This window comes from Protofrankia sp. CiP1_Cm_nod3, from assembly GCF_982290655.1.
Window position 1 is genome coordinate 1 of the sequence record NZ_CEVIVD010000114.1, and the last position, 14778, is coordinate 14778.

The 14778-nt window shown below is 71.0% G+C and carries 12 protein-coding genes and 1 pseudogene; 4 read left to right on the forward strand and 9 right to left on the reverse strand.

Translation table 11 applies throughout. The annotated features are described in order from the left end of the window. Window positions 1–28 precede the first annotated feature (28 nt). Complete coding sequence (locus tag AC5LUJ_RS18375) at window positions 29–922, reverse strand: class I SAM-dependent methyltransferase (RefSeq protein WP_250287233.1); 894 nt, start codon at window positions 920–922, stop codon at window positions 29–31. A gap of 346 nt (window positions 923–1268) precedes the next feature. Between AC5LUJ_RS18375 and rpsA the strand changes: the two genes are divergently transcribed. Next, window positions 1269–2750, forward strand: a complete 1482-nt coding sequence (rpsA, locus tag AC5LUJ_RS18380; protein WP_250287231.1) for a 30S ribosomal protein S1 — start codon at window positions 1269–1271, stop codon at window positions 2748–2750. A gap of 310 nt (window positions 2751–3060) precedes the next feature. On the opposite strand, the gene AC5LUJ_RS18385 is transcribed toward rpsA, so the two are convergent. The 4 genes from AC5LUJ_RS18385 to AC5LUJ_RS18400 form a co-directional block, all read right to left on the reverse strand. Then, the gene (locus AC5LUJ_RS18385; RefSeq protein ID WP_250287229.1) at window positions 3061–3534 is read right to left on the reverse strand and encodes a hypothetical protein; all 474 of its coding nucleotides are present in this window, start codon (window positions 3532–3534) and stop codon (window positions 3061–3063) included. 176 nt (window positions 3535–3710) lie between these two features. Then, window positions 3711–4988, reverse strand: a complete 1278-nt coding sequence (locus AC5LUJ_RS18390) for a maleylpyruvate isomerase family mycothiol-dependent enzyme (protein ID WP_250291161.1) — start codon at window positions 4986–4988, stop codon at window positions 3711–3713. Continuing rightward, window positions 4985–5749, reverse strand: a complete 765-nt coding sequence (locus AC5LUJ_RS18395) for an RNA polymerase sigma factor (RefSeq protein ID WP_445548361.1) — start codon at window positions 5747–5749, stop codon at window positions 4985–4987. Before AC5LUJ_RS18395 ends, AC5LUJ_RS18390 begins: the two co-directional genes overlap by 4 nt. A 129-nt stretch (window positions 5750–5878) precedes the next feature. Beyond that, the gene (locus AC5LUJ_RS18400) at window positions 5879–8227 is read right to left on the reverse strand and encodes an FdhF/YdeP family oxidoreductase (RefSeq protein ID WP_493465365.1); all 2349 of its coding nucleotides are present in this window, start codon (window positions 8225–8227) and stop codon (window positions 5879–5881) included. 451 nt (window positions 8228–8678) lie between these two features. Between AC5LUJ_RS18400 and AC5LUJ_RS18405 the strand changes: the two genes are divergently transcribed. From AC5LUJ_RS18405 to uvrB, 3 genes are all read left to right on the forward strand, one after another. After that, complete coding sequence (locus tag AC5LUJ_RS18405; RefSeq protein ID WP_250285916.1) at window positions 8679–9089, forward strand: SHOCT domain-containing protein; 411 nt, start codon at window positions 8679–8681, stop codon at window positions 9087–9089. Between the two features lie 70 nt (window positions 9090–9159). Beyond that, a complete protein-coding gene (gene coaE / locus AC5LUJ_RS18410) occupies window positions 9160–9759 on the forward strand; it encodes a dephospho-CoA kinase (RefSeq protein ID WP_250285917.1) in 600 nt (199 codons plus the stop codon). 48 nt (window positions 9760–9807) lie between these two features. Beyond that, window positions 9808–11955, forward strand: a complete 2148-nt coding sequence (gene uvrB, locus AC5LUJ_RS18415) for an excinuclease ABC subunit UvrB (protein WP_445548362.1) — start codon at window positions 9808–9810, stop codon at window positions 11953–11955. A gap of 18 nt (window positions 11956–11973) precedes the next feature. Here uvrB and AC5LUJ_RS18420 read toward each other — a convergent pair whose 3' ends face one another. The 4 genes and pseudogenes from AC5LUJ_RS18420 to AC5LUJ_RS18435 form a co-directional block, all read right to left on the reverse strand. Next, window positions 11974–12792 carry a hypothetical protein gene (locus tag AC5LUJ_RS18420; protein ID WP_250285918.1) on the reverse strand — a complete coding sequence of 273 codons (819 nt, stop codon included), beginning with the start codon at window positions 12790–12792 and terminating at the stop codon, window positions 11974–11976. A 30-nt stretch (window positions 12793–12822) separates the two neighbouring features. Further along, entirely contained in the window at window positions 12823–13260 is a 438-nt protein-coding gene (locus AC5LUJ_RS18425) for a hypothetical protein (RefSeq protein ID WP_250285919.1), read from the reverse strand. After that, window positions 13257–14060, reverse strand: coding sequence for a hypothetical protein (locus AC5LUJ_RS18430; protein ID WP_250285920.1), 804 nt, complete (start codon window positions 14058–14060; stop codon window positions 13257–13259). Before AC5LUJ_RS18430 ends, AC5LUJ_RS18425 begins: the two co-directional genes overlap by 4 nt. Before the next feature lie 83 nt (window positions 14061–14143). Then, window positions 14144–14778, reverse strand: a pseudogene (locus AC5LUJ_RS18435) (hypothetical protein); the annotation flags it as partial.

The following is a 14778-nucleotide window of genomic DNA, read 5'->3' on the forward strand; positions in this document are numbered from 1 at the left end:
GGGACGTGTCAGTACGTGGCAGTGGGTGTCAGGCGGGCCCGGCGGGCCTGTCGGTCACAAAGATCGCGGTGGACGGGAAGAAGCGGCCCCGCACCGGCCCCCACTGGCCCCAGACCCGGTCGTGACCGGCCGGCCACTCCGGCTCGATCACGTCCAGCAGGCGCAGCCCGGCCGCCACCAGCTCCCGGACCCGGTCACCGACGGTCCGGTGCGTCTCGGCGTAGGTCGTCCGGCCGGCCCAGTCCCGTTCCACGTAGGCCCGGCGGTCGAAGTAGCTGCGCACGACCGTCAGCCCCTCCTTGCCCGGGTGGTCGGGAAACGACCAGATCATCGGATGTGTCGTGGAGAAGACCCAGCGGCCGCCGGGCCGCAGCACCCGGGCGACCTCGCGCATGACCGCGGCGCTGTCCGCGACGAACGGGATCGCGCCAAAGGCGGAGCAGGCCGTGTCCACACTCGCGTCGGCCAGCGGCAGCCGGGCCGCGTCGGCCTGCACCAGGGGGACCGGCACACCGGTGGCGGCCGACAGCGCGCGGGCGTGCCGCAGCTGCCCGGCGGAGAGGTCCAGCGCCACCACCTCGGCGCCGCGGGCGACCAGCCAGCGGGCGCACTGCGCGCCACCGCAGCCGATCTCCAGGACGGTGCGGCCGCGGACCTCGCCGAGCAGCCCGGCGTCGGCCTCCCGCAGCCCCTCCGGGCACCACAGGAAGTCGGTGTCGCCGAGGAAGGCGCCGTGTTCGGCCTGGTAGTCGTCGGCGGTGGCGTCCCAGTAGCCGCGGCTGGCCCACCGGGCACTGTCGTCGTCGATGTCGCTGTAGCCGAACTCCGCCGGGTGGTAGTGGCCCGGAGGGTACTGCGGCGCGGCCCGGCGGGCGGGCGCCGGCTCGCGGGCTGCCGGGCCGGGGTGTTCTGCTCCGTTCACGGCATCGATCCTCGCAGTGTCAGGCGGGCCCCTGGACGCCGGCGGTGGTATGCGGGCGGGCGCGCCGGGTCTGCCGGCGTGGCCTCGCAGTGGTCCGTGCGCCCGGCGGCCCCGCCGGTCCTGTGATCCTGGACGAGGTTACGGGCCCCTGGCGTTGACCACCTTGGACACCGGTCCCTAGACTTAGGACTGGCACGAGAGTCCGTGGATCTCAGACGTAGCAGATCCGCTCGAGCGTCGCTTTCGGTATCGACAGTGTTCGTTTAGCACGGTCCCTGTCCCTCCGTCCCGGCGGTTCGACCCGGCCCTCGTGCATACGACGAACCCCGTAGTCGGAGCCGACCCCTTGACGAGCACCACCGACGTACGACCCGTGGAGACCGTGACCACACCGCCTACCCCGACCACCCCGCAGGTCGCGGTCAACGACATCGGCTCGGCCGAGGACTTCCTCGCCGCCGTCGACAAAACGATCAAATTTTTCAACGACGGCGACATCGTCGACGGAACCATCGTCAAGGTGGACCGCGACGAGGTGCTCCTTGACATCGGCTACAAGACCGAAGGCGTCATCCCGTCCCGGGAGCTTTCGATCAAGCACGATGTCGACCCGCACGAGGTCGTCACCGTCGGCGATCATGTCGAGGCCCTCGTTCTCCAGAAGGAGGACAAGGAAGGCCGGCTCATCCTGTCGAAGAAGCGCGCCCAGTACGAGCGCGCCTGGGGCACGATCGAGAAGCTCAAGGAAGAGGACGGCGTCGTCAACGGCACCGTCATCGAGGTCGTCAAGGGCGGCCTCATCCTCGACATCGGGCTGCGCGGCTTCCTGCCGGCCTCCCTGGTGGAGATGCGCCGCGTCCGCGACCTGCAGCCCTACGTCGGCCGTGAGCTCGAAGCCAAGATCATAGAGCTGGACAAGAACCGGAACAACGTGGTCCTCTCCCGCCGGGCCTGGCTGGAGCAGACCCAGAGCGAGGTCCGCTCGGAGTTCCTCGCCCAGCTCGCCAAGGGCCAGATCCGCAAGGGTGTTGTCAGCTCCATCGTCAACTTCGGCGCGTTCGTCGACCTCGGTGGTGTCGACGGCCTGGTGCACGTCTCCGAGCTGTCCTGGAAGCACATCGACCACCCGTCCGAGGTCGTCGAGGTGGGCCAGGAGGTCACGGTCGAGGTCCTCGACGTCGACCTGGAGCGGGAGCGGGTGTCGCTGTCACTGAAGGCCACCCAGGAAGACCCGTGGCGCCAGTTCGCCCGCACCCACGCCATCGGCCAGGTCGTGCCGGGCCGGGTCACCAAGCTCGTGCCGTTCGGCGCGTTCGTCCGGGTGGACGAGGGCATCGAGGGCCTGGTGCACATCTCCGAGCTGGCCGAGCGCCACGTGGAGATCCCCGAGCAGGTCGTCAACGTCGGGGACGAGATCCTCGTCAAGGTCATCGACATCGACCTGGACCGTCGCCGGATCAGCCTGTCCCTCAAGCAGGCCAACGACAGCAGCGCGCTGCTGCCCGACGGCGAGGCCTTCGACCCGTCCCAGTACGGGATGGAGGCCAAGTACGACGAGCAGGGCAACTACGTCTACCCCGAGGGCTTCGACCCGGAGACGGGGGAGTGGCTGCCCGGCTTCGAGGAGCAGCAGGCCGAGTGGGAGCGGCAGTACGCCGAGGCCCAGCAGCGCTACGAGGCGCACCAGGCACAGATCCGCGCCGCTCAGGAGGCCGAGGCCGCCGCGGTCGCGCCGTCGTCCTACACCTCCGCCGAGTCGGAGCAGCCCGCCTCCGCGATCGACGAGGAAGCGTTGCGCCGGCTTCGCGAGCAGTTCGGCCGCGAGTAGCACGGAAGATCATCAAGCGATAGCGGGGGCCGGCGGGAGATCTCCCGCCGGCCCCCGCATATGTTCGTGTCACAGGTGGGGTTCGTGTCACAGGCGCGGCCGCCGGTGGCGTGTCCCCGCTCTGAGGGCAGCGCGGTGTCGCTGCCAGCGGCCCGGGGGCTGGCCTCGGGCAGCGCGGGACAAGCATGATCGCGCTGCCTCCGGCCCCTTGTGAACCGCTGGTTCAGCCCACGTCCTGCCTGCCGGCAGATCCCTGATCGACAGATTTACAAGATCTTTATCGTCCGGGAAGGCGTCGTGCGGTGGCTTCCTAGAGGATGATCTCGCAGTTGACCACGAACTCCCCGTTCTTGCAGGTGTCGTAGCCGCCCCGTCCGTCGATCGAGTCGGTCCCGTCACCCCCGTTGAGCGCGTCGTTGCCGTTGCTGCCCGGGATGCTGTCGCTGCCCGGACCGCCCATGACCGAAAGCGGGCTCACCGGTGTGCCGCCGGTGAAGACCAACTGGTCGTTGCCGTCACCGAGGCAGATCGTCACGTTGCTCACGAACGGGCTGACGTAGACAACGTCGTTCCCGCCTTTGGCCGAGATCACGTCGTTGCTCCGGGCGGTGATGAAGTCCGCGCCGTCGCTCCCGACGACGGTGGCGGTGAGCGCGGCGCCGGTGAACTGGTTGACGCAGGTCTCGACGGCCGCTGAGGCAGGGGACGACAGGCCGGTGAGCAGGACCGGCAGGAGCGCGGTGGTGGAAGCCGCGAGGGCGACGGTGAGCCGACGGGTACGCATGATCTCTCCTTCTGACGCCGGCCGGTCGGTCGGGTTGGTGGTGCCGGCGTCGAGGAGAGTTCGGCGCCCAGGGCGGGCCGGATCGAAGATGTCTCCTTGCCGACACGTCCGCCCGCGATCCGCTGGCCGGGAAAACCGCGGGACAGCCGGAATCGCGTGTGGTGGATGCCGCTCGGTCAGGCGCCGGCAAAAGAGGGTGCGACGTCGAGCATCGCCTGGGCGATCTCGATGTCTCCCGCCATCTCGGCACCGAGATCCGCTGTCTGCCTGCGGTCGGCGACCAGGAGACAGAAGTCGAGGATGCGCGTGCGCAGCCACGCGTCCGCGGCGGGCCCCTTCCCCGTGCCGGGGATCTCGCGCGGGCCGTCCGGCCCGATCAGCCACCGGCCCCCACCGGCGCCCGACAGGTCGACCAGGAGGGTGGCCTGCCTGGACCGGTCGGGCAGGGCGGCTCGCCGTTTCGGGTCGAGCGCGCGCATCGCCGTGTCGGCCATCCGGTGGAGATGGGCGGCGGGAGGAAGCGGCATGGTGAGGCCGACCTGCTCGGCGATGTCGCGTCCGTGGATCCAGGTCTCGAACGCCCGAGCGGTCAGGTGGTCGTGCAGGTGGGCGGCGGATGTCGTGTCCGGGGCGGCCGACCGGGCGGCCGGCCGGGCGGTGGAGGGCTCGGCCGGCCCGAGACGGCCGGCGATCCGGTCCGCCCCGTCATGCCATGCCCGCCAGGTGCGTTCCGCCGTCCAGCCGTGCTGGTGGGCGTGGACGGCGGCGGTCCGCTCGTCGAGGTCGGTGCTTTCCACCGGCGGGTCCACCGCCAGGCCGATCCGGGCCGCGAGCAGCCCGTCGGAAGCGGCCAGATGCGCGATCAGCTCCCGCGGGTTCCAGCCGTTGACGATCGGGCGCGCCCACTCCTGTGCGGTGAGCTCGGCCAGCAGCCGGTCGACGGCGGCGACCTGGGCAAGGTAAAGATCCGCGATCCCGGCTGTGAGCGGTGCGGCGGGACGGCGGGCGAGTGCCGCGGCCACGACCGCTTCGACTCCGCCGGCACGCGGGCCGGCTGTCCACGCGTCCCCGGCTGTCCACGCATCCGCGGTTCCGGCCGGCTCGGGAGCGCCGGCCATGTCCTCCGGACCATCCGGTGGTGTCACCCTGCCCGAGGCTGCCGTCACACCGTTGGCCGACGGCACGGCCGTCGGGGAGAACGCGCCCGCCGGAAACGACGTGGGGACGGGGCGGCCGTCGGGCCCGACCAGTTCGAGCAGGCCGGTGCCGAGGGTCTCGGCGACGGCCAGGCACTGTTCGCAGCGGCCGAGGTGGGTTTCGATGACAATGGTCTCGTCCGGATCGCAGGCGCCGAGCACGTATGCCCCGAGCAGGTCATCGACATGCCCCCGGCATCCGGCGGTGGGCAGGTGCCCAGGCCCGCCGGACCCGGCTCCGGCGTCCCCCACAGTCACGAGTGGACTCCTTCGCGTTCCAGCCGGACGGCCAGTTTGTGTAACGCTGTTCGGATACGGGATTTCACCGTACCTTCCGGGATGGTAAGCCTTGCGGCTGCCTCGCGGTACGTGCATCCGTCGAAAAACGCGAGCTCCACCGCCTCCCGCAGTTGATGGGGCAGGTCGGCCACGCCCTGGCGCACCATGGCCGCGGTGGCTTCGCTCAGCACCACCGCGTCGGCGGCCGGGCCGTCGGGCAGGCCGGCCAGCTCCCGGGCGACGGCATCCGACGGCCTGCGCACATGTTCGCGCCGGACCCAGTCCACCGCCCGCCGCCGAGCGATGACGACCAGGTAGGCGCGCAGGTTGCCGCGTCCGGGGTCGAACCGCAGAGGGTGCTCCCACAGGTGGACCAGGACGTCCTGCACGATCTCGGCCGCGGCCTCGCGGTCGGCGGTGACCTGCGTGGCTACGGCCATGAGACAGCCCGCGTAGCGGGCGTGCACCTCGGCCAGCGCGGTGGCGTCGCCGGCGGCCAGCCGGCGGTGCAGGTCCTGGAGCTGCTCCCCGGAAAAGTCATCCGGACGTGATGCGCCGGATCCGGATGCCGTGGGCCCATGGGAGCGGTCCGGAAGGGAAAGGGAGTGGTCCGGAAGGGAGTGCTGCCTGCCGGGCTTTCCGGGCCGGGTCGCTGGGAGGGCGCCAGGGGGCTCGACACCTGTCAGGGCCGAACAGGCGGCCTGATCATCCTCGCTCCGGGGGACGGCCGCGGAAAACACGGCGCGAAGTATCCCATGTCCGGATCGGCGAGGTCCACCATGCCCGGCCGGCGACGCTGCGCCATCGGCTTGGTGACCAGCGGGCTGCCCGCGTCGACAGCCGTCCTGATCCTGCCGCGTCGCCCGCGCCTACCGTGGTTCCAGCCGGACGATCAGCGACTTGGACGTGGGCGTGTTGCTGCGCCGGGCGGTGCTGTCCAAGGGGACGAGGACGTTCGTCTCCGGGAAGTACGCGGCGGCGCAGCCGCGGGCGGTGGGGTAGGCGACAGCGCGGAAGTTCTCGGCCCGGCGTTCGGCACCGTTGCCCTGCCCGTTGCCGGCGACGGCGACGGCGGCGTGGACGGCGGCGTGGACGGCGGCGTGGACGCTGACGATGTCCACCTGGCCGCCGTCGGGGATGCCGAGCGCGGCGAGGTCGTCGGGGTGGACGAGGACGACGCGCCGGCCGTGGCGGATGCCGCGGTAGCGGTCGTCCAGGCCGTAGACGGTGGTGTTGTACTGGTCGTGGGAGCGGATCGTCTGGAGCAGCAGGTGCCCGGGCGGTGTGCGCAGCACCTCCAGCGTGTTGACGGTGATGGCGGCGCGGCCGGCCGGGGTCGGGAAGCTGCGGCTGTCCCGGGGCGGGTGCGGCAGCAGGAATCCCCCGGGCCGGCCGGCCCGGGCGTCGTAGTCGGCGAAGGCGGGCAGGACGGCGGCGATGTGGCCGCGGATGCGCCGGTAGTCGCCGGCCAGGCCCGCCCAGTCCACCGCCGTCCTCCCGCCGAGGGTGGCCCGGGCGAGCCCGCAGACGATGGCGACCTCCGAGCGCAGCGACGGCGCCGCCGGCGGCAGGCTGCCGCGGGAGGCGTGCACGGCACCCATCGAGTCCTCGACGGTGACGAACTGCGGGCCGCCGGCCTGCACGTCGATCTCGGTCCGGCCCAGCGCGGGCAGGATGAGGGCCTGGCGGCCGGTGACCGCGTGGGAGCGGTTGAGCTTGGTGGAGATCTGCACGGTGAGCCGGCAGCCGCGCATCGCCGCCTCGCTGACGGCCGTGTCGGGCGCGGCCGCGACGAAGTTGCCGCCCATGCCGACGAAGACCTTCACCCGCCCGTCCCGCATCGCGCGGATCGCGTTGACGACGTCGTGGCCGTGCCGTCGCGGCGGGGCGAAGCCGAACTCGGCGCCGAGGGCGTCGAGGAACGCGTCCGGCATCCTCTCCCAGATGCCCATCGTGCGGTCGCCCTGGACGTTGCTGTGCCCGCGCACCGGGCAGACCCCGGCCCCCGGCCGGCCGATGTTGCCGCGCAGGAGCAGGAAGTTCACCACCTCCCGGATGGTGGCCACCGCGTTGGCGTGCTGGGTGAGCCCCATCGCCCAGCACACGATGATCTTCTCGGCGGCCAGCACCCGGCGGGCCAGCTCGTCGATCTCGCTGTCGGCGAGCCCGGTGGCGGCGCGGACGTCGTCGTCGGACAGCGTCCGCAGATGCTCGGCGAACGCGTCGAAGCCGGTGGTGTGCGCGGCGAGGAAGCCGTGGTCGAGCACTGTGCCCGGGGCGGCGGCCTCGGCGTCGAGCAGGCGGCGTGACAGCGCCTGGAACAGCGCCATGTCGCCGTTGAGCCGGATCTGGAGGTACTGGTCGGCCAGGGCGGTGCCGCGCCCGAGCACACCGGCGGGCCGCTGCGGGTTACGGAACCGGATCAGCGACGTCTCGGGCAGCGGGTTGACCGCGACGATGCCGCCGCCGGCCCGTTTCACCCGCTCCAGCGTCGAGAGCATGCGCGGATGGTTCGTCCCCGGGTTCTGCCCGACGACGAGCACCAGGTCGGCCTGTTCGAGGTCGTCGAGGGTGACGCTGCCCTTGCCGATACCGATCGTCTCGGTGAGCGCCGCCCCGGAGGACTCGTGGCACATGTTCGAGCAGTCCGGCAGGTTGTTGGTGCCGAACGCGCGGACGAACAGCTGGTAGACGAACGCCGCCTCGTTGCTGGTGCGCCCCGAGGTGTAGAAGACGGCCTCGTCGGGACTGTCCAGGCCGGTCAGCTCGGCCGCGATGATCCTGAAGGCGTCGTCCCAGCTCACCGGGCGGTAGTGGTCGTCGTCCGCCGCCTTGTGCATCGGCTCGCACAGCCGGCCCTGCTGGCCGAGCCAGTAGCCGGAGCGGCCGGCGAGATCCGGCAGCGGATGCGCGGCGAAGAACTCCGGTGCCAGCCGGCGCAGGGTCGCCTCCTCCGCGACGGCCTTCGCCCCGTTCTCGCAGAACTCCGCGGCGGCGCGGTGCGCGGGATCCGGGTCCGGCCAGGCGCATCCCGGGCAGTCGAACCCGTCCGTCTGGTTGAGCAGCCGCAGGGTGGCGACGCTGCGGCGCACCCCCATCTGGGCCACCGACTGGCCGAGCGCGTGCGCCACCCCGGGCAGCCCCGCCGCGTAACGCGCCGGGGCGCCCACTGTCACCCGGCCTTCGTCCGGCTCCGTCACCGGTGCCCTGCGCACCACCCCGGGCACCTCCCCGCATCATGGACGCCGTCCACCGCAAGCATTCAACAGGCCACCCGGCACGTCCAGCGCCGAAGAGCCGGCTGCCGTCCGCCAACGCCCCCGCAAGCGGTTCCCACCGGCGGCCGGCCGCCCTGCCCGCCTGCCGGGCTCCTGGCGGACGGGCTCCTTGGCGGACGGGGAATCGGTGGCTTTTTCGACAGGTGAGCCCGGCTCTGTCCGGAATCCGTCACAAGCGCCCGGGCGCGATGTGGCCGGGCTGCTGCCGCATCCCTTCCGCGGCGGTGTTTTCACCTGGTGGGGATGAGGAGGGGGACGCCGTCGCCGCGCATGGTGGACGTGACGGTTGTCGCGTTACATCGGCCGTGCGTGTGCACCGGCCGTATCCGTGCCAGGCCGGGCCTGGTGTCTCCCCCGCGGATCCGCCGCGGGGGAGCGCCGCGGCGCGGCCATGGCGCGACACCAGGGGGTCATCGTGGACAGCGACTATTCGTATCCGCTGCTCAGCGTGTTCTGGACGTTGTTGTGGTTCTTTCTCTTCGCACTGTGGTTCTATCTGCTCTTCGCGGTCGTGTCCGACATTCTGCTCAGCCATGACCTGTCCGGCTGGGGTAAGGCAGGCTGGATCGTCGTCGCCATCGTGTTCCCGTTGTTCGGCATCCTTATCTATCTGATCGTGCGGGGCGGCGGCATGCACGAACGGGCGATGGAGCGGGCGGCCCGGCAGGAGCAGGCGCTGCGCAGCTATGTCCCGCCGGGTGGCGGCCCCGCGGACGAGATCGGCCGCCTCGCCGAGCTGCGGGACCACGGCGCCATCTCGGACGAGGAGTACCAGCGGCTGAAGGCCAAGGTCCTCACCTGACGCGGCCCGCCCATCCGGTACGGCGGCCCATCCGGTACGGCGGACGGGGCGATGCGGCAGACTCGCTCCTGTGCTGCGGGTGGGGCTGACCGGTGGGATCGGTGCGGGCAAGAGCGCGGTGGCGCGGCTGCTGGCCGGCCACGGCGCGGTGGTGATCGACGCGGACCAGCTCGCCCGCGAGGTGGTCGCTCCCGGGACACCGGGGCTGCAAGCCGTGGTCGAGGAGTTCGGCGCGCATCTGCTCGGGGCCGACGGCGCGCTCGACCGGGCGGCTCTCGGGGCGGTCGTGTTCGCCGACCCGGACGCCCGCCGCCGGCTGGAGGCGATCACGCATCCGCTGGTCGGCGCGCGGGCGGCCGAACGCATGGCGCAGGCGCCGGCGGACGCGGTGGTCGTCTACGACGTGCCGCTGCTCGTCGAGGCCGGTCTCGCCGGCCGGTACGACGTGGTCGTCGTGGTGGAGGCGCCGCTGGAGGTCCGCCTGGCCCGGCTGGCCGGCCGGGGCCTGCCCCCCGGGCAGGCGCGGGCGCGGATGGCCAACCAGGCCGACGACGCCGCCCGCCGGGCGGTCGCGGACATCCTCGTGGACAACGGCGGCAGCCCGGAGGACCTTCGGGCCAGGGTGGACGAGGTGTGGGCGGGCCTGCTCGCGTCCCACCAGCCCGGGTAGGGCCGGCCGGGTGCGAAATTGTCGGAGGTCTGTGGTGTTGTAGGGGACGTGAGCCCCACGACCGACCGTCCCGCCGGCGTCGACCGCCCCGCCAGCGCCATCACGCGCTCGACCGCGCCGTTCCAGGTCGTCTCCGAGTTCGAGCCCTCCGGTGACCAGCCGGCGGCGATCGCGGAGCTGGCCCGCCGGATCCGCGCCGGCGAGAAGGACGTCGTCCTGCTGGGCGCGACCGGCACCGGCAAGTCGGCCACCACCGCGTGGCTGGTGGAACAGGTGCAGCGGCCGACGCTGGTGATGGCACCGAACAAGACCCTCGCCGCCCAGCTCGCCAACGAGTTCCGGGAGCTGCTGCCGCACAACGCCGTCGAGTACTTCGTCTCGTACTACGACTACTACCAGCCCGAGGCGTACATCGCCCAGACCGACACCTACATCGAGAAGGACTCCTCGGTCAACGAGGAGGTCGAGCGGCTGCGCCACTCGGCCACGATGAGCCTGCTCACCCGCAGGGACGTGGTGGTCGTGGCGAGCGTGAGCTGCATCTACGGCCTGGGCACCCCCGAGGAGTACATCGAGCGCATGGTCCGGCTGCGGGTCGGGGAGGAGATCGAGCGCGACAGGCTGCTGCGCCGGTTCGTCGACATCCAGTACGCCCGCAACGACATCGCCTTCACCCGGGGGACGTTCCGGGTCCGCGGCGACACCGTCGAGGTGTTCCCCGTCTACGAGGAGCTCGCCGTCCGCATCGAGATGTTCGGCGACGAGATCGAACGGCTGGCCTACCTGCACCCGCTCACCGGTGAGATCGTCCGGGAGGCGCGGGATGTCTTCGTCTTCCCCGCCACCCACTACGTGGCCGGCCCGCAACGCATGGAACGGGCGATCGCGGGCATCGAGACGGAGCTCACCGACCGGCTCGCCGAGATGGAACGCCAGAGCAGGCTGCTGGAGGCCCAGCGGCTGCGGATGCGCACCACCTACGACATCGAGATGATGCGCCAGGTCGGTTTCTGCTCGGGTATCGAGAACTACTCCCGGCACATCGACGGCCGGGCCGCCGGCAGCCCACCGCACACCCTGCTGGACTATTTCCCGGACGACTTCCTGCTGGTGATCGACGAGTCGCACAACACGGTCCCGCAGATCGGCGGGATGTTCGAGGGCGACATGTCGCGCAAGCGCAACCTGGTCGAGCACGGTTTCCGGCTGCCCAGCGCGATGGACAACCGGCCGCTGCGCTGGGAGGAGTTCTGCGCCCGTATCGGCCAGACGGTGTACCTGTCGGCGACCCCCGGGCCGTACGAGCTCTCCCGCGCCGACGGCGTGGTCGAGCAGATCATCCGGCCGACCGGCCTGCTCGACCCGGAGGTCGTGCTCAAACCGACCAGGGGGCAGATCGACGACCTCGTCGGCGAGATCCGCGCCCGCGCCGGACGCGACGAGCGGGTGCTGGTCACGACGCTGACCAAGAAGATGGCCGAGGACCTCACCGACTACCTGCTCGAGCTCGGCATCCGGGTCCGCTACCTGCACAGCGACATCGACACGCTGCGCCGCGTCGAGCTGCTCACCGGCCTGCGCAGGGGCGAGTTCGACGTGCTGGTCGGCATCAACCTGCTGCGGGAGGGGCTGGACCTGCCCGAGGTGTCGCTGGTGTCCATCCTGGACGCCGACAAGGAGGGCTTCCTGCGGTCGGACAAGTCGCTGATCCAGACCATCGGCCGGGCCGCGCGCAACGTCTCCGGCCAGGTACACATGTACGCCGACAAGGTGACCCCGTCGATGCGGCGGGCCATCGAGGAGACGAACCGGCGGCGCGCGAAGCAGATCGCCTACAACGCCGAACGGGGAGTGGACCCGCAGCCGCTGCGCAAGAAGGTCATCGACATCCTGGACGACCTCGTCCGGGAGAGCGCCGAGGGTGAGGCCATCGGCGGTGGCGGCCGCGCCCGCTCCCGCGGGAAGGTGCCGGGGCCCGGGATGTCGTCGAAGGCGGGCCGTGACGGTGTGGTCGGGCGGCACGCGGCCGAGCTGGCCGGTATGCCCAGCGCCGACCTGGCGCAGCTCATCCGCCAGCTCGACGACCAGATGCACGAGGCGGCCAAGGAGCTCCAGTTCGAGCTCGCCGCCCGGCTACGCGACGAGATCGCCGAACTGAAAAAAGAGCTACGCGGCATGCACGCGGCCGGCATATGACCCCCGCGGCCTTCCCGTTCATGGCCGGGCGAGTACGGGCATGTTCCCGTTTTCTCCCCGGTCGGCCGGCAGGAGGCCGAGCTGGGCGCTCAGCTCCGTCCGGAACCGCATGCCCGGCAGCCAGTAGCGGTCCGTGACGGCAAAACGTTCACCCAGCGGGAACGGGCCATCCGGATCCTGGTCCGTCAGGAGCGCGCGGGCACGGCCCAGAAGCGCCATCGCGTCCTCCGCGACACGAAACCCGATCTCCGGGATGTCCGCCGGCCACATGGTGTTGATGATTTCATCACCGAGCGCGCAGGACGCCCCCCACCAGCTGTCCCAGCCGGGCAGGCTCTTGCCGAAGTACCCGGCGTACCGGTCGGCCCAGGCGCCGCGGGCGCCCATGGCATACGCGGACGAGCCGATCGTCCGCCCGGGGTCCAGGCCGGTGACGGACGCGAAGCCCAGGAACTGCCACCGCCGGACCGGTCTGGTCGACAGCCAGCCCACACACGCGGTCAGGGCCTGCCACTCCTCGGCGGAGAAAGCCGCCAGCTCCGTCTCCGGACGTGGTATCAGCACCATGAGGGCCACTTCCACCACGTCGAACCAGAGGTCACCGCCGCGGGCCGTCGCCGGCGGCCTGGCGCCGATCCAGCATGCCCGGTCATGCCACACGCCCGACGTCCGCGGCCTGTCCATCCAGTGGTCGCCGGTGGTGAGGTACGCCCGTAGCAGTTCGGCTTCGGCCGGCTCGCCGCCGTGTACGAGCGCGTCCACCAGCCGGGGCGATGCCGACCCGGCCGCCCACAGCCGTAGGTGATCGGCGTAGGCGTCGTCCAGCGTGCCGGTCATTCCCGGCCTTCTCTCATTGCTGGCCTTCTCTCATGTCCGGTTTTCTCTCGGGCTCATGGCGGCCGTCCACGGGAAGGGCACCGGGGCGCCATCGGGAATGTCCGGCTGGCCGACGGCACGGAACAGCGCGGCCTCGCCGTATGTCGCCGCGCGGAGCCCCCGGCGGAACAGCACCCGCCCCGCCCGGCCGCCGACCACGCACCGCCCGTCCGCCAGCTCACGGATCGGCCGGATGAGCACGAAGTCCCTGGCCATGAGGAGCGGCAGCGGCTCGTCCGGATGGTGGGTGAGGGTGGGGATCTGATGGAGGCCGGCCTCGCGCGCGGCGGCGAGCAGGAGGTTCTGCAGGGTGACCTTCGTGCCGTCGGGCAGCCCCACCGCGTGCAGCGGCCCACCGCTCCACCCCTGCTTGCGCAGCCGCTCCGCGACCGTCAGGACAGCGGCCCGCCGGATGCACGGATCGATCACCGCGTTCGCCCGCCCTCGGTCATGGCAGCCCGCCGACGGTCGATGACAGCGCCCGGTTCGTCATCCTCTTCCGGATCTGTTATTCCCAGCTGGCTGGAGACGGCGGTCCGGAAGCGGACGCCCGGCGCAGGGTAAGACGCATCAAGGGATGGGAAATTGTCGCCCAGGTCGTTGTCCCACGGGGTGCCGGCCAGGACGTCGTCGCGCCCGACGACGATCCAGAATCCGGAGTTCACCTCGCCGGCGTGCTCCGGGGCGTCCTCCGGCCACATGCCCGCGAGTTCTTCCGCCGACAGCGCCTCATGGGCGGCCTCCCAGTAGTCCGGGTCGCAGGTCGCCTTGCCGAGGAAGAGAGCGATGTCCCACGCCAGCGCCGGCGGCACCCCGGCGACAGCCGCATGCGGCAGGCCGGCCTCCGTGTCGACCCGCAGGTCGCGGCCGGCCACCAGCGCACATCCCATCGCCTGCCAGACCGCCATCTGCCGAACGGCGACCCATCCGACAAACGGCGTGTGCCGCGCCAGGAAACGCGGCGGGAGCTCGGCGAGTTCCGCGAGATCCTCCTGGGTCTGCGGGATCAGGACCATCAGCGAGATCTCGACCGGGTCGAACCACAGATCACCAGCCGAGGCTTCGCCGGTGTCCGGGGGGTACCAGCCCAGCCAGCAGCGCCGGCCACTCCAGATCCCGGCCGACTCCGGCGCGGGCAGATATCTCGTCAGGCCGTCCCCGCGGGCCTGGAGCAGGTCGCGCTCGAGGTACAACCCGTTCGCCTCCAGGGCGACAAGAAGTTCGTCCACCGAACGTTTGCCCGTCAGATCCCGAAGATAGCTCGCAAAACATTCTATGAGCATTGGAAGGGGCGGCACACCCGAACGGTTTTTCATTTTCCGGCCAAGATTCTCGGTGGTTCCAGGCGCCCCGTCAGGGGGAACTGTGAACCGTCGGGATTTTTCGGTTGGCGGGCGGCGCGGAACAAGGCGGCTTCGCCCCAGGTCAGCGGATTGTCCTTTTTCTTGTATAAGATTTCGCCCTCCGTTCCACCGCGGACAAGGCTGCCGTCCGGCAGCTGGCGGATACTGTGGTTCGGTCTGAAAAATATCGACTTCCCTCGTTTTTCAGGGAATGGCTCGTCGGGGTGGTGGCGTATGACTGGGACGTCTATTCCTGCTTCGCGGGCGGCGAGGAGGCGGCGGTTGTCGATGCTCAGCAGTGACTTGTCGGGGAGTTCGACGACGTCGATGGGATTGCCCTTCCAGCCCTCGGTCCGCATGCTCTCCACCAGTTTGGGGATGGTTATGCCATCGTGTGTCCGCGGTTTCACGTTCTCCTGACTGAATCGTATGGTGTGCGGATTTTCCAGGCTGCGGACCGGTGGTGTCCACACGCGTGCGACGCCACGGGACGTACCGGCTTCTGTTCTCAGAATACGCCCGGTGATCAGGCCGGCTGGTTCGCCGCCGCCGGCCACCGCCAGCGCGGGCGACGGGAACGGGTCGAGGAGGTTCCTGAGAATCG

Coding starts and splice junctions, on each gene's coding strand:
- AC5LUJ_RS18385 (WP_250287229.1), bottom strand. CDS start 3,534: ATGCGTACCCGTCGGCTCACCGTCGCCCTCGCGGCTTCCACCACCGCG.
- AC5LUJ_RS18405 (WP_250285916.1), top strand. CDS start 8,679: ATGGCGCGACACCAGGGGGTCATCGTGGACAGCGACTATTCGTATCCG.
- AC5LUJ_RS18420 (WP_250285918.1), bottom strand. CDS start 12,792: ATGACCGGCACGCTGGACGACGCCTACGCCGATCACCTACGGCTGTGG.